The organism is Sarcina ventriculi (assembly GCF_900456775.1).
Lineage (GTDB): Bacteria > Bacillota > Clostridia > Clostridiales > Clostridiaceae > Sarcina > Sarcina ventriculi.
Window position 1 is genome coordinate 110760 of sequence record NZ_UAUL01000008.1, and the last position, 16156, is coordinate 126915.

Consider the following 16156-nt stretch of genomic DNA (forward strand, 5'->3'; position numbering starts at 1 on the left):
TTCTTAAAATATTTAAGGATACTCCCTAATTTTATTTCATAAACCTATATCCAGTATCCAAATTCAATAAGACTATATAAAATGTAAAAAATAATTATAGTTTATTGATTAGTAAATAAATTATAAGGATATAATTTTTTTATAGAGGAGGTGGGTGTTATAAAAATAGATTTAAAAGATATAGATTTATCCTTTATGAAAGGTATAACAAAAGAGATGGCAAGAGATATGAATATAATATCGGCAAGGGGAGAGAAAAATAAAATATATTTTTATACTGATAAAGAAACAGAAGTGAAAAAGAGTTATTTAGGCCTTTTATTTGATAAAAAAATTGAATTTATAAAAGGAGATAAGGATGAAATAAAATTCCTTATAAATAAATGTTATAGCATAGAAGCTTCAAAAAACATAAAAGAGGATAATTTTTATATTTTAATAGAAGATGCTATAAAAATGAGGGCTAGTGACATTCATATAGAACCCAAAAGTCAATGGACAAATATTAGATTTAGGATAGATGGGGATTTAAGATTAATAAATAAGATTCAAAAAACTGAATATGAAATTTTAGTAAATAAGATAAAAGTTAAAGGAAATATGAATATATCAGATAAATTAAAAGCCCAAGATGGGAAAATATCTTTTTTTAGTAATGGAAATTTAAGTTATGATTTACGAGTATCATCACTTCCCACGGTTTATGGAGAAAAAATAGTTATAAGAATTCTTTATAAAAGAGAAGATCTTTTATCTATAGAAAAACTAAATTTTACAGATTATCAAAAAGAAAAGATAAAAAGAATTTTATCTTTTAAAAATGGAATGGTAGTTATAAATGGTCCAACAGGAAGTGGAAAATCTACGACATTATATGCGCTTTTAAATTCTATAGATAAGGATGGCATAAATATAAGTACAATAGAAGACCCCATAGAGTTTGAATTAGATGGAGTAACTCAAACTAATGTAAATGAAAAGGTGAACCTAACTTTTTCAACAGGGTTAAAATATATATTAAGACAAGACCCTGATGTAATATTAATTGGTGAAATAAGAGATGAGGAAACAGCTAAAATTGCAGTAAGAGCATCTATAACAGGACATAAGGTTTACTCAACTATTCATGCAAATAATAGTTCTAATATTTTTAGTCGCCTTTTAGATATGGGAGTTGAAAAATATTTATTAGATGAGGCGCTAAAAGGTGTTATAACTCAAAGGTTAGTTAGAACATTATGTGAAAAATGCAAAGAAGAAGTCTGTATAAATGATGATAAATATAAATTTTTAAGAGGAAAAACTATATTTAAAGCTAAAGGATGCATGGAATGTAATTATACAGGAATTAAAGGTAGAACTATGGTATCTAAAGTAACTATAAGTGATAAAAAGTTAAGAAAACATTATAAAAATGATGAAAATGAACTTTTAGAAAGTTGTAAAAATCTTTTGTTACAAGGACAAATATCTTTAGAAGAATATATTCTATTTAAAGAAAGTGAGATGTTAAATGAGGAAGTTTTTGCTTGATAATAGCCTAATTGTATTTTGTTCGAATTTAAATAGTTATATATCTTCAGGGATACCTATAAAGAAAGCACTAAGCCTTGTAAAGCTTTCCCTTAAAAATAAAACTTATAAAGAATCAATGGATAGAGTAATAGAGGGGATAAGCCAGGGTAAAACATTATCTAAAAGCATTAAAGATGAAGGGGATATATATGATGATATTTTAGGTCATTTAATAAGCATTGGAGAAGAAAGTGGAAATTTAGAACTGGTTTTAAAAAAGCTTAGTAATCATTATGTAAGGCAAAAAGAGTTTTTTAATAAGCTGATGAAAATATTAATATATCCGATATTTTTAACATTTATCGTAATCTTTGTTATCATATTTTATTTACTTGTAATATTGCCAAGCTTTAAAAGTCTTTATGATGATTTAGAAGGTGAACCATCTAAATTTTTAAACATAATAATTAACTATTTAAACTTTATAGAGAATGTTAAATATTCTAAATTTATAGTTTTAATTTATGGAATTATATCTTTAATGCTAGTAGGTATTATTCTTAATTTTATAAGAAAAAGAGAATTTATAAGGAACAATAAGTTTTTAAAGCTTTATTATGAAAATAATCTTATTTTTATAATTGAACTTATAGTTACAAGTGGTGTTTCACTTAATAAAGCATTAGATTCATTAAGTTATAGTTTAAAATCAATTTATTTAAAGGAAAATATAATTTTATTAAAGGAGGCTATAAATAAGGGGGAAACTTTAAGTGGAGCTTTAAAAGATTTAAATTGTATATCGGATATAACTACAAGTTTTATATTTAGTGGAGAAGAGTCTGGAAGATTGGAAGAAAATATAAAAACTTTAAGTAACATATTAGAAAAAGATTTTGATGAAAAAATAAATATAATTACAAAACTTTTAGAGCCTATGGTAATGATTTTTTTAGGAGGTATAGTGGTTTTTATGATGATACTAATATTTGTTCCTGTATATGAGTGTATTAAATATGTATAAAAAGAAAAGAGGTTTTACCTTAGTTGAAACAAGCATTTATTTAAGTATTTTAGCGGTAGTATTAACTATTTTTCTTCAAAGCTTTAATTTTTTGAAAGCCATTAAAGATAACATTATTATAGAAAAAGATATAAACAAGATACATTCTTTTTTGATGCTTGGCAAATCTATATCAAAAGAAAAAGAGGTGGGAGGTAAGATTGAGTATGATGAAGAAAAGAAAGTTTTATTATACAAAACAAGATACTCCTTTGATGAAAGAGATGAACAAGTATCTGTATCAGAAAGTTTAGAAAATGTAACTATAGAAAACATAAATGGAAAAGCTAAATCTCTATTGATAAATGAAAAAGGTTCGATTACAACACCTTGCACTATAAGTATTAAAGACAATAGAGGAATAGAACATAAAATAACAATTAATATAGGAGGAGGAAGCATTGACGTCAAAGAGTAGGGGATATCTTTTGGTAGATTTATCAATAGCTTTAAGCATATTTTCTATATTATCCTTTGGGATTTTTACATTTTATAGAACCTATAAAAGAATAGATAAAGATAATAAGAAAAAAATAGAGTGTTTAAACTATATAGACTATATTTCTATGGAGTTAAAGTATAATTTAGATTTTAGTATCTTAGAAAGAAGATTAGATAAGGAATATATCTTAGATATCACAAATATCTCAAGTATAAATGAATTAATAGAAAAAGGTGAATTGTTAATTGAAAGTATTGAAGAAATAGATAAAACAATAAATGATAATCATGATTTAAATGGATATTATATGATACTTAGTATAGTTAATGAAAGCAGTAATAATAGCATTAATAAAGATATTTTAAATATTAAAGTTAGATTTATGAAAAATAAAGAAGAATGTATTTATGAAAATATTATAAAAAAATATAGGTATATATTATGAAAAAGAAAGGATACTTATTAGTTGAATGTGCTTTATATATTTGGTTTTGTGCCATATTTAGTACTATGATTTTAACTCTTTTTTTACCTTATATAAAGGAATTTAGAAATGAAATAAAGGCTTCTACTAGTTATAATTATATGTTATCTGCATCTATCTATATAGAAAGTGTTATATATAGTGATAATGTACATGATATTTTAGTAAATGATAATAAACTTAAAATATATATCGATAATGAAGGCAGTTTAGAAATAAATGAAATAAAGATAAAGGAAATAGGTAAGGTTAATAAACTTGTAGTTGAACGTTATAGATTAAATAGTAGTGGAATTTATGAAAGAGTAGCAACTAATACTATTTTAAAAGATATAGAAAGTTTTTTTGTTGCACAAAATGGAAATGTTATTTCTATTGTTATAAAGCAATATGATGGTGAGGAGAGGGTATTTTGTTATGAGAATAGATATAGAAAGTAAAAAAAGAGGTTATGCATCTTTAGAGGTTATAGCTATGTCTTTAATAGGGTTTACTTTAGTACTAGCTCTTTTAAGTATTACACTTAATAAAAGAATACTTATTAAAAATGAAATAAAAACTTATGAGAAGAAATTAGATAATGATGATGAGAGAACTAGATTTTTAGCAGAGATATTATCTTCAATTAATAAAGAAAATTATAGTGATGAAGAGAGTTTGAGGGTATCAGAGGATAATAATGTAGAAGATAATGGTTTGTATAAATTAAGTCTTTTAACACGGAAGAATGATAAGTTTAATTTATATTTTAATGAGGAAAATAATATTTTTATGTTAGAAGACAATACCAATATTTATTATTATGATTATGAAATAAGAAATACAGATGTTTATTTAAGGGAAAGGAGTCTTTATGTTAAATAGAAAAACTCTTTATGTGTGTAGTGATAATGAAGAAGATTTAGTATACCAAAAAGAAAAAAGAAAGTTAAGTATAATATTGTTAAAGGAAGATGTATTTATAAAGATAATAAAAATAAATAAAGGAGATAGATTAGAAAAACTTTTAGAAGAAAATATAAGCAGTACATTTAGCTATTATGATATTCTAACTCATTATGAGAGGGTAAAGTATAATGGAGAAAGTTATTTAGTAATATACTTTTTAAAGTATTATAACTATTTAAAAGATATTATAAATAAGGCTAAAGATGTAAAAATAAAGCCTTATGAGTTTACTAAAAAATTTAAAATGAAAAATAAGGGGATAAATATTATAGTGAGAGAGTTTAAAGATGAGATATATCTAGTAGCATCTGTGAAGCAAACCATAATATATACAAAACATTTTAAGCAAGGTGAAGAAGTAAATTATTATGTAGATAAGTGCTTAGAAGAATTAAAAGAAACGTTTAATATAGAAAGTTTTAAATTATTTATTCAGGAAAATCTTTATAATAATAAGCTTTATGAATTAACTAAAAATATAGAATTAATTAAAGGTAAGGTGAGGTAACATAATATATTTAAAGTATAATAAAGACTTTTTGCCTAAACAATATGTAGATAACAAAAATAAACAAACGGAACAATTTATAAATTTTCTCATAATAATATTTTTGATTCTTAATTTACTTCTATTTTGTGAGAACTTAAAGAGTAAAAGTAGTTTAAATAATGAAAGTATAGTAGAGTATACAGATATAGATTATAGTCACAATAACACTAATACATTTAAAAAGATTAAGACTGCAATAAATTTAGCTTATTTTAATGGAACTAACAAGTTAGAGGTAATAGAGGATGATATAAGTTTAACTTTAAATAAAGACTATTTTAAATATGTTCTAGATGAGTTAAATGAAATAATAGAGATATTTTCTATAAAATATTTAGATGATGAACTTGTTTTATTAGAGGGGTTAATAAAATGAAGAGAATAAAAAAAGAAAGTATTCTTATAATATTATTTGTAGTTTATTTATTGCAAGGAATGATTCTATTTATAAATAATGAAAAAATAGGCACTATAAAAAATAATAATGAAGAAAATAAAATTTTAAATGAAGAAATTTTTGATAGTGATATAGGAATTATTATACGAGAAATTAATAATTTAGGATTTGATATAGAAAGTATAGAAAAAGGAGCAAATAAAATAAGTGCAGATATTTTTATTAATTCATCAAAAGACAGTATAGTAAATTCTTTGGAAAATTTAAAACAGTCTAATTATTTTATAGAAAGTTATACAATAAATAAAAACGATGGTATACATATAAAGCTTAAGGTTAAAATATCGTAATACGAGGATTTAGTTGAAAATAATTGCATTTATCATTATGTTTTGATAAAATATGATTGTTGTTTTAAAGAAATTTTAAAAGGATAGGTAGCTTAACTTAAGCATTTATTATGCAAAAACGGGCTATATTATAAAACGAATATTAAATTTTGGAGGGATAATAAATGTTATCAGCAGGTGATTTAAGAAAAGGAACTACTTTTGAATTTGAAGGAAAAGTATTTACAGTTATAGACTTCTTACATGTAAAACCAGGTAAAGGGGCAGCTTTTGTAAGAACAAAATTAAGAAATGTTATAGATGGGGGAGTTACAGATAAAACTTTTAACCCAACTGAAAAATTCCAAGAAGCAGTTATAGAAAGAAAAGAAATGCAATATTTATATACTGATGGAGAATTATACTACTTCATGGATCAAGAAACTTTTGAACAAATTCCACTAAATCATGAAAAGGTTGAAGAAGCAATAAAATTCTTAAAAGAAAATATGTTTGCTATCATCAAATTCTACAAAGGAAATGCTTTCTCAGTTGAAGCTCCAAACTTTGTTGAATTATTAATAACAGAATGTGAACCAAGTGTTAAAGGAAATACAGCTACAACTGCTATGAAAACTGCTGTAGTTGAAACAGGAGCAACTGTTATGGTTCCAATGTTTGTTGAAGAAGGTCAAACTATAAGAATAGATACAAGAACAGGAGAATACATGGAAAGAGTTTAATCTTTTTAAGTGTTTGTTTTGTTGTTTTAAATAAGTTTAAGATATTACTACCATCATAAATTTTAAAGATGGTAGTTTAATTTTATTCTAAACATTTAAAAATAAACTTCATAGGAGGTAGAATTTTTCTATGGAAAAAATATATAATACTGTTTCAAATCTTAGAACTTTAATAAATGATGATTCTTTAGATAATAAAATGTTTAAAGAAAAGGTATTAGATTTGATTGAAAGTTTAGCAAATAAAATAGAAGAGATGCAAATTAATATAGAGACGTTGGATGAAAATGTATCTCTTATAAATGATGATTTAAGTGAAGTTCAAGATGAAATTTTCGAGGAAGTAACTTTTGAAGAGTTAGAAGAATTCGAAGATGATTATGTGGAAACCATTTGTAATAATTGCAAAAAAGTTCTTTATGTTGAAAGATCGGTTTTAAAAAATAATGAGGAAATTCCGTGCCCTTATTGCAATAATAAATTTAAACCTTAAAGACTTAGGTAAATTACCTAAGTCTTTTTTTTATAAAAATTTATGTAAAGTAGAATATTTTGTTATGTAAAGTAATATTAATAAATTATAGGAGGGAATCTAAATGAGAGATATATTAAATATATTATCTAATAATATATATGGTGAAATATGTAAAATAGAAAGCTTAGAAGATATACAAGAGATAAGATTAAACATAAATAAACCTATAATAATTTTAAGTAATAACAAAGAGATAATTTTAAATTATAAAGTTTTAGATAGTGATATAAAATCTATTATGCAAAAAATAAGTAATTATTCTTTGTATGCTTTTGAGGAGGAGATAAGACAGGGATATATAACCATTGAAGGAGGGCATAGGGTTGGACTTTCAGGGCAATGTGTTATGGAGAGAGATAGAATAAAAACAATAAAAAATATATCTTCAATGAATATTAGAATATGTAAGGAGATTAAAGGTTGTTCGGGACATATTATAAATAACATAATAGCAAATGGACAAGTTTTAAATACTTTGATAATATCTCCACCTAAGTGTGGTAAAACTACCATGTTGCGAGATTTAGCTAGAAATATTTCAAATGGAATAAGTTCAATGAATTTATTGGGAAAAAGAACAGTTATTATAGATGAAAGAAGTGAGATTGCAGCTTGTTTTAGAGGAATATCTCAAATGGATGTAGGGCTTAGAACATCTGTTTATGATAGTTGTGCAAAAAGTGAAGGAATGTTAATGGCAATTAGAAGTATGGCTCCTGAGGTTATTGTATGCGATGAAATAGGAACTTATAAAGATGTTGATTCTTTAGTTTTAGCTTATAATTCTGGGGTTAACATAATAGCTACAATACATGGAAATGATATTGAAGACCTTTATAAAAGACCAGTATTTAATAGCCTTTTAGAAAATAAAATTATAAAAAGAGTAGTAGTTCTTAGTAATAAAAAAGGTGTAGGCACTATAGAAAAAATACTTTCAATTTAAGAAGGAGGTATAGCATTGAAATTAATACTTCTTTTATCTATAGTTGTGATTTGTAGCTTTATAGGATTTAGCTATGGAGAAGAATTTTTAAAGAGAACTAATCAGTTAAAAGAACTTTTAAGGATAGTGATAGAACTTGAAAATGAAATAGTATATTCACACACACCTCTTCCTGAATGCTTAAAAAAAATAGCATTAAAAACCAAAGAACCTCTTAAAAAGCTTTTAGAGGTTGTTGAAGAAAAACTTATTAAAAATGAAGTTTTAGATGTGTATGATGCTTTTTTAAGAGGAATTAATGATGAAAAAGAAAATCTAAGTTTAAAACAAGAACATTATGATATAATTTTAGATCTTTCTAAATCTTTAGGGGAAACTAGCATAGATAATCAACATAATATATTTTCTTTAGCTAAAGAAAAACTTAAAAGAGAGATTGAGGAAACTGAAAAGGAAAGTAAAAAAAACACTAAAGCGTATAGAAGTTTAGGGCTTGGAATTGGTCTTATGATAGTAATATTTTTAATGTAAGGTTTGGTGGAATTTATGTTAGATGTAAGTTTAGTGTTTAAAATAGCAGGAGTTGGAATAGTTCTTCTTATAATGGATAAGATTTTAGAGAATAATGGGAAAAAAGATATTGCGACATTGGTAAACCTAGTTGGATTAATAATAATATTAACAGCAGTAGTAACATTAGTTTACAATCTCTTTGATACTGTAAAAACTATGTTTATGCTTTAGGTGAAAAAATGGATGCAGTTATACAAGTTGTAACATTTTCTTTAGTTGTAATGTTTTTATATCTTGTCTTAAAGGAAAGTAAAAGTACGGTAGCATCTATGTTGCTTTTAATATCAGGAATAATAATATACATATTTATATTTCCTTATGTAAAAGAAATTATGGAATTTGTGAAAACTATGACAAATAGTTCTGGAATTGATGTTACCTATATTCAGATAGTTATGAAAATAATAGCTATATCTTATTTAGCAACTTTTTCTTCTGTATTGTGCAAAGATGTAGGAATTAATAGTATAGCAACTAAAGTTGAATTTACAGCTAAAATAATGATATTACTTCTAGCTATGCCAATTATGAAGAATGTATTAGATTCTATATTGAAAATATTGTAGGAGGAGTTTATGAAAAGACTAGTTAAAATAATGATTTTATGTTTAACATTTATTTTGTTTATAGCAACTCCTGCATATGGAACTGATGTGGATGATGAAGATATAAACAACATGCTTATAGAAGCACAAGAAGAGTTAAATAGTGACTCTAGAATGGAAAAGTTTTATAAATATATAAATAACTTAAAAATAGAAGATGAACTTTTAAGTGGACTAAATCCTAAAGAATATATAGCAAGTTATTTAACCAGTAAAGAAGATCCTATATCTTTTAAAACTATTGGAAATTCTATAATAAGTTTTTTATTTAGAGAAATTAAAGCAACTATGTCTTTAGTTGTATCTATATTAGTTATATCACTTTTAAGTGCTTTACTTAAAAATATACAGGATGCTTTTTCAAACGATGATGGTATAACTTCAATAGCTTTTTTTGCATGTTATGCAGTGCTTATAATGCTTTTATCAAAAAGCTTTTTAATATCTTTAGATGTAGCTAAAGAAGTTTTCAAAAACATAGTTGAATTTATGAATGTCTTGGTTCCAGTTCTTATATTTTTAATAAGTTCTGCAGGGGGAATAACATCAGCCCTTACAATAGATCCAATAGTACTTGCAGCAATTTCTATAACACCTAGAATATATACAAATTTTATTTTCCCACTTATATTAATTTATTTAGCATTATTATTTGCAAATAATATAAGTAAAGAATTTAGTATTGCTGGTCTTTGCAAATTTTTAAAGCAAACGATAATGCTTTGTCAGGGATTTATTTTAATGATTTTTGTAACAATTTTAGGTATAAGAGGAATGACAGCAAATACATTAGACGCAGTTACTAAGAAAAGTATAAAATTTGCTATGGATAATTTTATACCTGTCGTTGGTAAAGCTTTTTCAGATGCTATAAGTACTTTAGCTGCTTGTTCTTTAGCTATGAAGAGTGTTATAAGCACTTTAGGTGTTTTAATATTAATTTTAATTGCTGTGTATCCGATAATAAAAATATTCATAGTATCGATAAGTTTAAAGCTTACAGGAGCTATATTAGAGCCTGTAGTTGATTCAAAGATTTCAAGCAGTGTAAGTATGGTAGGAGAAGCTTTAACACTTGTTATGTCTTGCGTGATATGCATAAGTATAATGTTTTTTATAATGATTTCCATGATGGCATCATCTGGTAAATTTATTGTAGGAGGTTAATGTGGAAAATTTAAAGAGTTTAGCAGTAACCCTTACAACATTAATAATATTTGTTTCTATGGCAAATGTAATACTTCCAAGAAATTCTATGAAAAATCATGTTAAATTTGTTTTGTCATTAATAGTTTTAGCAGCGATGGTGATTCCTATAACTAATATACTCTCCTTAGGGAAAAATTTAGATAATTATGATTTAGAATCCATAGTTTTAGAAGATGAGTCTTATGAAAAAACTTTTAACGAAAAGGAATATAATAGCGATTTTATGATGAATAGTTTAAAAAAAACTATGCAAAATTCATTAAATAATAAGTTTAATGGTAATAATTTCACTGTGGAAATGGAGGGAGATATAGATATAGGAAATGCTGTAGTTGATATAACAAATGTTTTAATAGAGGTTTCAAGTAAGCAAGTTAGCAAAATACAAAAGGTTATAATAGGGGATATAGACAGTAATTATGCTGATGAATCTGATAATTTTAAAAATGAAATTAAAGATTTTTTATCAGAGGAATTTGGTATAGATAAAGATGTTATAAAGATTAATTATGTATAAATCTTTAAGGGGAGATAAATTATGAATATAGGTGATCTTAAGGACAAGCTACAAAAATCTTTAAGGCAAAAAAATATTAAGAATTTAATATTAATTTTATTAGTTACTATAATGTGTTATTTAAGTTTGTCATATTTTACAAATGTAAACAATATATCTAATAGTGAAGATTTAAATAAGTCTAATGTATCCACATATAGTTTAGAGGGGGTTGAAAGTATATCAGCTTATGAAGAAAAGCAACAACAGGATTTAAAAAATTTGCTAGAAAAAATGGATGGTGTAGGTAGTGTGGAGGTTAAAATAAACTATGAAAGTAGTGAAGTTAAAGTTCCAGCTATAGATAGTAATACTCAAAAAAATACTACAGAAGAAGCTGACACAGACGGTGGTGTTAGAAATAATACAGAAGTTAGTAGTGATGATTCCATAGTTATGACAAATGGAAATGAGCCATTAGTGCTTCAAACCAATAAACCAAATATAACAGGAATAATAATTGTTGCAGAAGGTGGTACAGACAGCAAGATAAAATACAATATACAAAAGGCTGTGTCTAGTCTTTATGATATAGGTATGGATAAAGTTAATGTGTTATCTATGAAAGAAAATTCTAGTAATTAATGGGGAGAGGGTAGAATGAATAAAAAACAAGCAGGGATAATAGTTACATTATTATCATTAATAGTATGTGTAGGAATATTAGCAGTTAGAGTAAATAGTGGAATGGGAGGTTTAGATTTATCAACACTTTCAACAGACGGAAATAGCCAAAATGAAGATGATACAGATACAACTGTTTCAGATACTAGTGCTAATTATTTTTATGATTCAAAAAGTGCAAGAGAACAATCAGATTCTAACTATATAAAAGGTTTAGAAGCAATAATCGAAGCTGATAATACAGATGCTACACAAAAGCAAGAAGCTAATGCTAAATTAGAGGCAAAGACAACTGCAATGGCAAATGAATCAAGAATAGAACTTAGCATAACAGGTAAGGGATATGAAGAGGCTTTATGTTATATAGATGATAATAAAGCTAGAGTAATTGTTAAAAATGCAAGTAAGTTAACTCAAGATCAAGTAAATGAAATACAAGATATAGTTTTAAATATAGCTAAGATATATGATGTAAGTATAGAATGTAAATAATTATTTGTATTGATTTTATTTATTTGCTATAATGAACCTATAATTGAGTTTTAATGGAAGTTATAGGAGGGTTCAACTTTATGAGTGAAGTTAATAAGGATGATGTTAATTTAGGTATAGTTAAGATATCCGATGAAGTTATAAGTGTTGTAGCAGCAGTAGCATCCTCGGAAATAAAAGGAGTAGTTGAAATTGGACATTGCCTTGTTTCTGCAAATAATAAGTTTTCTAAGAAGGGGCTAGGCAAGGGTGTTAAGGTTTCTGTTGATAATGAAGAAGCTATAATAGAGATGGCTATATCAGTTGAATATGGAATTAAAATACCAGATTTGGTATATAAGGTTCAAGATAATGTAAAAAACACGGTGCAAGCTATAACAGGGCTAAAAGTATCAATGGTGAACATATATGTACAAAATATAGTTATCTTAAAGGATAAAAATGAAATATTAGATAAATAATGATCACCCTCTGTTTACAGAGGGTGTTTCTTTATGTTAATGTTATAATGCTATGATTAATAAAGTTTATTAAGATAATAATATAAACGAAGGAAAATAATTAGGAGGATAAATATATAATGAACAGAGCAAAATCAAGAGAGTACTTACTACAATTAGTTTATCAAATGGAGATTACAGGGGATACTCCTGAAGAAACTTTTAATGGTTTTATGGAAAATAATGAAGATAAAAAAGATAACTTAGATTTAGACTATATAAAATCAGCATTAGAAGGAATAAAATTAAATAAAGAAAACATAGACAGCAAAATATCTGCTCAATTAGTAAATTGGAAATTAAACAGAATATCTAAGGTTAATTTAGCGATACTTGAGGTTGCGGTTTATGAGATGTTATTTAAAGAAGATATACCAGAGAAAGTTTCTATAAATGAGGCGATAGAACTATGTAAAAAATACTCTGATGATAAATCAGTAGCATTTATAAATGGGGTATTAGACAAGGCATATAAAAATCTTTAGTTTTAATTAGGGGGATTGATTATTTTGGGAAATATAATAAATGGAAGAGAAATATCAAATAATATTAAGGATGAAATAAGGGAATATGTAAAAAATGAAAAGTTTAAAGTTCCTAAAATAGTATCAATATTAGTTGGAAATGACGGAGGCTCTATCTATTATCAAAATTATCAAGAGAAATCTTCAAGAGATTTAGGTATTGATTTTGAAAAAATAATATTAGATGAAACTACAGATGAAAAAATTTTAGAAGATATTATTTTAAAACTAAATAATGATGATAATGTAGATGGAATAATGCTTCTTCTACCTCTTCCAAAGCACATAGATGAAAAAAGAATAACAAATTTAATAAGCTATAAAAAAGATTTAGATTGTTTATCTGATGTAAGCATAGGAAGATTTTATAAAGGAGAAAAATCATTTATTCCATGTACACCGTATAGTGTTATAACGCTTCTTAAAAGATCAAATGTAGAATTATTAGGAAAACATGTGGTTATAATAGGTAGAAGTAATATAGTAGGAAAGCCGTTAATTCAAATGTTTTTAAATGAAAATTCAACAGTTACAGTATGTCATTCTAAAACTAATAATTTAAAAGAAATAACAAAATGTGCTGACATATTAGTAGTTGCTATAGGAAAACCTAAATTTATAGATGATAGCTATGTAAAAGAAGATGCAATTGTTATAGATGTTGGGACATCTAATGTAGATGGACAAATAACAGGAGATGTAGATTTTGACAAAGTGGTTTCTAAAGCATCTATGATAAGTAAAGTTCCAGGAGGAGTAGGCGCTTTAACTACGGTGTTATTATTTAAAAATCTATGTGAAGGATTGAAATAACTATGAAACTAAAAACACTTACTGTTACAGAGGTTAATGAATATTTAAAAAAAACTATAGATAATAATTTTATTTTAAACAATATACTTTTAAAGGGAGAAATTTCTAACTTTAAGCTTCATTCAAAAGGACATATATACTTTTCTTTAAAGGATAAGGAGAGCAAAATTAACTGCATCATGTTTAAAAGTGATGCAGTTAATTTAAATTTTATTCCTAAAGATGGTATGGATGTAGAGGTAAAGGGAAGAATTTCTATATATATTCAAGATGGAAGTCTAAAGTTATATTGCTCTTCTATGAGGGAGATTGGGTTAGGTGAACTTTTTGAAGAATTTAATGCTCTTAAGAAGGAATTAGAAAGGGAAGGAGTTTTTGATACTTTCTTTAAGAGAAAGATTCCTAAGCATCCTAAAAGAGTTGGAGTTGTAACATCACCTACAGGGGCTGCAATACGTGATATAATAACAATAATTAAAAGAAGAAGTAAAGGTATTGATATAGTTCTTTATCCATCATTAGTTCAAGGTGTTGATGCTCCTAAAACAATAATAGAGGGAATAAATTATTTTAATAAAAGAAATTCGGTAGACGTAATAATAATAGGAAGAGGTGGAGGCTCGATAGAGGAATTATGGGCTTTTAATGATAGAGACCTTGCCTATGAAATTTTCAATAGTAAAATTCCTATAATATCAGCTGTCGGTCATGAAACGGATTTTAGCATATCAGATTATGCAAGTGATTTAAGAGCAGCAACTCCAAGTGCAGCGGCAGAAATAGTTTCAGCAGGCATTGAGGAACTCAATATAAAATTAGATCATTATAGAAAAATTTTATACAAAAATATTACAGATGATATAAAATATAAAAAAGAGGCTTTAGATAGTTTAAATAAAATTTTAAAAAGTAATAATCCAGAAAAGTTTTTAAGCAATGAAAAAAGTATATTAGAACAATTAAATCATAGAATTAATACAAAAATTTATTCTTTGGTTGAAGAAAACAAAGAAAAAGTTAGCAAATTAAATCATATCCTTATGACGTTAAATCCATTAAACGTATTAAGTCGTGGGTATTCAATAATCTTAGATGAAGGTAATGATATATTAAATTCAGTCGAAGAGTTAGAGAAAAAAGATAATATAACTATATTTATGAAAGATGGAAACATTAACATGGATATAAAAATAAAAGATAAGGAGAAGAGAAATGGCTAAGATAGAAAATAGTTATGAGTTTATGCTTAATAATTTAAATACTATAGTTGACGATTTAGAAAATGGTAATTTAACACTAGAGGAGGCTATAAATAAGTATGAAGAAGGAGTTAAACTTATAAATAAGTTATATAAAAAGTTGAATACTCTTGAAGGAAAGATTAAAATAGTTAGTAACGATATAGAAAAAGATGCTGGAGATGAAATAAATGGTTATAGATAGTTTGAAAAACTTGGTAGATAATAATCTAAAAAATTATTTCTTAAAAAAAGAGAAAACATATAATAATATTTTAAATGAAGCTATGTCTTATAGTTTAAATACTGGAGGAAAAAGAGTAAGAGCAATACTTTGCTTATTATCTTATAGCATATATAAAAAAGACTATGAAAAGATTTTAAATATAGCATTAGGCATTGAAATGATTCATACATATTCTTTAATTCATGATGATTTACCTTGTATGGATAATGATGATTTAAGAAGAGGGAAGCCTACAAATCATAAAGTTTATGGAGATGCTATTGCAACCCTAGCTGGAGATGCTCTTTTAAACGAAGCAATGAATATATTTTTTGATTTTAGTTTAAAAAATGGAGAAAATTCTTTAAGGGCATGTAGCATTATATCAAAAGCATCTGGAGCGGATGGTATGATTGGTGGACAAGTAGTAGATATAATAAATGAAGGAAATAAAGATATATCTATAGATGAATTAAATTATATGCATACTAAAAAAACTGGAGAGCTAATAAGGGCAGCAGTGGTATCTGGAGCAATACTTGCAGGAGCTAATGAAGATGATATAAAAATTTTAAGTGATTATGGATATAAGCTTGGTTTAGCGTTTCAAATAAAAGATGATATTTTAGATGTTACAAGTAGCACTGAAGTATTGGGCAAAAATGCTAAAAGTGATATAGAAAATGATAAGACAAATTACATATCTCTATTTGGAATAGAGAAATGTATAAATCTTTGTGAAAGTCTTACAAATGAATGTTTAAGTCTTTTAGAGAGCATAAATGGAGATACAAAGGCATTAAGTGAATTAACTAATTTGTTAGTTAAAAGAAAATATTAATTT

The 16156-nt window shown here is 25.6% G+C and carries 25 protein-coding genes; all 25 read left to right on the plus strand.

What is annotated here, in order from left to right; genetic code table 11:
* Positions 1-150 precede the first annotated feature (150 nt).
* The 25 genes from DR020_RS07160 to DR020_RS07280 all read left to right on the plus strand — a co-directional run bounded on the left by DR020_RS07160 (position 151) and on the right by DR020_RS07280 (position 16153).
* Positions 151-1533: a GspE/PulE family protein gene (locus DR020_RS07160; protein WP_235865676.1), complete on the plus strand. Its 1383-nt coding sequence runs from the start codon at positions 151-153 to the stop codon at positions 1531-1533.
* Positions 1526-2539: a type II secretion system F family protein gene (locus DR020_RS07165; RefSeq protein ID WP_160110454.1), complete on the plus strand. Its 1014-nt coding sequence runs from the start codon at positions 1526-1528 to the stop codon at positions 2537-2539. The genes DR020_RS07160 and DR020_RS07165 overlap by 8 nt, the downstream gene beginning before the upstream one ends.
* Positions 2532-2996, plus strand: coding sequence for a prepilin-type N-terminal cleavage/methylation domain-containing protein (locus DR020_RS07170; RefSeq protein WP_160110455.1), 465 nt, complete (start codon positions 2532-2534; stop codon positions 2994-2996). The genes DR020_RS07165 and DR020_RS07170 overlap by 8 nt, the downstream gene beginning before the upstream one ends.
* Complete coding sequence (locus DR020_RS07175) at positions 2980-3465, plus strand: hypothetical protein (protein ID WP_112365613.1); 486 nt, start codon at positions 2980-2982, stop codon at positions 3463-3465. Before DR020_RS07170 ends, DR020_RS07175 begins: the two co-directional genes overlap by 17 nt.
* Positions 3462-3944 (plus strand): hypothetical protein, encoded by a 483-nt coding sequence (locus tag DR020_RS07180; RefSeq protein ID WP_112365614.1) that lies wholly within the window; start codon positions 3462-3464, stop codon positions 3942-3944. Before DR020_RS07175 ends, DR020_RS07180 begins: the two co-directional genes overlap by 4 nt.
* Positions 3922-4368 carry a hypothetical protein gene (locus DR020_RS07185; protein WP_112365615.1) on the plus strand — a complete coding sequence of 149 codons (447 nt, stop codon included), beginning with the start codon at positions 3922-3924 and terminating at the stop codon, positions 4366-4368. Before DR020_RS07180 ends, DR020_RS07185 begins: the two co-directional genes overlap by 23 nt.
* Complete coding sequence (locus DR020_RS07190) at positions 4358-4960, plus strand: hypothetical protein (protein WP_055257281.1); 603 nt, start codon at positions 4358-4360, stop codon at positions 4958-4960. Before DR020_RS07185 ends, DR020_RS07190 begins: the two co-directional genes overlap by 11 nt.
* 103 nt (positions 4961-5063) lie before the next feature.
* A complete protein-coding gene (locus tag DR020_RS07195; protein ID WP_146739589.1) occupies positions 5064-5378 on the plus strand; it encodes a hypothetical protein in 315 nt (104 codons plus the stop codon).
* Positions 5375-5749 carry a hypothetical protein gene (locus DR020_RS07200; RefSeq protein ID WP_112365616.1) on the plus strand — a complete coding sequence of 125 codons (375 nt, stop codon included), beginning with the start codon at positions 5375-5377 and terminating at the stop codon, positions 5747-5749. Before DR020_RS07195 ends, DR020_RS07200 begins: the two co-directional genes overlap by 4 nt.
* Positions 5750-5913: 164 nt before the next feature.
* The gene (efp, locus tag DR020_RS07205; RefSeq protein WP_055257278.1) at positions 5914-6471 is read left to right on the plus strand and encodes an elongation factor P; all 558 of its coding nucleotides are present in this window, start codon (positions 5914-5916) and stop codon (positions 6469-6471) included.
* A gap of 130 nt (positions 6472-6601) precedes the next feature.
* On the plus strand, positions 6602-6964 hold the full coding sequence (locus tag DR020_RS07210; RefSeq protein ID WP_112365617.1) for a CD1247 N-terminal domain-containing protein: 363 nt from the start codon (positions 6602-6604) through the stop codon (positions 6962-6964).
* 103 nt (positions 6965-7067) lie between these two features.
* The gene (gene spoIIIAA / locus DR020_RS07215; RefSeq protein ID WP_112365618.1) at positions 7068-7952 is read left to right on the plus strand and encodes a stage III sporulation protein AA; all 885 of its coding nucleotides are present in this window, start codon (positions 7068-7070) and stop codon (positions 7950-7952) included.
* A 15-nt stretch (positions 7953-7967) separates the two neighbouring features.
* Positions 7968-8483: a stage III sporulation protein SpoIIIAB gene (gene spoIIIAB, locus DR020_RS07220; protein ID WP_055257275.1), complete on the plus strand. Its 516-nt coding sequence runs from the start codon at positions 7968-7970 to the stop codon at positions 8481-8483.
* A gap of 15 nt (positions 8484-8498) precedes the next feature.
* On the plus strand, positions 8499-8696 hold the full coding sequence (gene spoIIIAC, locus DR020_RS07225; RefSeq protein WP_055257274.1) for a stage III sporulation protein AC: 198 nt from the start codon (positions 8499-8501) through the stop codon (positions 8694-8696).
* Between the two features lie 8 nt (positions 8697-8704).
* On the plus strand, positions 8705-9091 hold the full coding sequence (gene spoIIIAD / locus DR020_RS07230) for a stage III sporulation protein AD (RefSeq protein ID WP_055257273.1): 387 nt from the start codon (positions 8705-8707) through the stop codon (positions 9089-9091).
* Positions 9092-9100: 9 nt separating this feature from the next.
* A complete protein-coding gene (gene spoIIIAE / locus DR020_RS07235; protein WP_058992051.1) occupies positions 9101-10297 on the plus strand; it encodes a stage III sporulation protein AE in 1197 nt (398 codons plus the stop codon).
* Between the two features lies 1 nt (position 10298).
* Positions 10299-10856 (plus strand): stage III sporulation protein AF, encoded by a 558-nt coding sequence (locus DR020_RS07240; RefSeq protein ID WP_055257271.1) that lies wholly within the window; start codon positions 10299-10301, stop codon positions 10854-10856.
* A gap of 21 nt (positions 10857-10877) precedes the next feature.
* Entirely contained in the window at positions 10878-11480 is a 603-nt protein-coding gene (gene spoIIIAG / locus DR020_RS07245; RefSeq protein ID WP_235809679.1) for a stage III sporulation protein AG, read from the plus strand.
* Positions 11481-11495: 15 nt separating this feature from the next.
* Complete coding sequence (locus tag DR020_RS07250; RefSeq protein ID WP_055257270.1) at positions 11496-12011, plus strand: SpoIIIAH-like family protein; 516 nt, start codon at positions 11496-11498, stop codon at positions 12009-12011.
* A gap of 80 nt (positions 12012-12091) precedes the next feature.
* Positions 12092-12472: an Asp23/Gls24 family envelope stress response protein gene (locus DR020_RS07255; protein ID WP_055257269.1), complete on the plus strand. Its 381-nt coding sequence runs from the start codon at positions 12092-12094 to the stop codon at positions 12470-12472.
* Positions 12473-12591: 119 nt separating this feature from the next.
* Complete coding sequence (nusB, locus tag DR020_RS07260; RefSeq protein WP_055257268.1) at positions 12592-12996, plus strand: transcription antitermination factor NusB; 405 nt, start codon at positions 12592-12594, stop codon at positions 12994-12996.
* A 24-nt stretch (positions 12997-13020) separates the two neighbouring features.
* Positions 13021-13848, plus strand: a complete 828-nt coding sequence (locus tag DR020_RS07265) for a tetrahydrofolate dehydrogenase/cyclohydrolase catalytic domain-containing protein (protein WP_055257267.1) — start codon at positions 13021-13023, stop codon at positions 13846-13848.
* A gap of 2 nt (positions 13849-13850) precedes the next feature.
* Positions 13851-15068, plus strand: a complete 1218-nt coding sequence (gene xseA / locus DR020_RS07270) for an exodeoxyribonuclease VII large subunit (protein ID WP_112365619.1) — start codon at positions 13851-13853, stop codon at positions 15066-15068.
* Positions 15061-15291, plus strand: a complete 231-nt coding sequence (locus DR020_RS07275; RefSeq protein WP_112365620.1) for an exodeoxyribonuclease VII small subunit — start codon at positions 15061-15063, stop codon at positions 15289-15291. Before xseA ends, DR020_RS07275 begins: the two co-directional genes overlap by 8 nt.
* Positions 15278-16153, plus strand: coding sequence for a polyprenyl synthetase family protein (locus DR020_RS07280; RefSeq protein WP_055257264.1), 876 nt, complete (start codon positions 15278-15280; stop codon positions 16151-16153). Before DR020_RS07275 ends, DR020_RS07280 begins: the two co-directional genes overlap by 14 nt.
* Positions 16154-16156 lie beyond the last annotated feature (3 nt).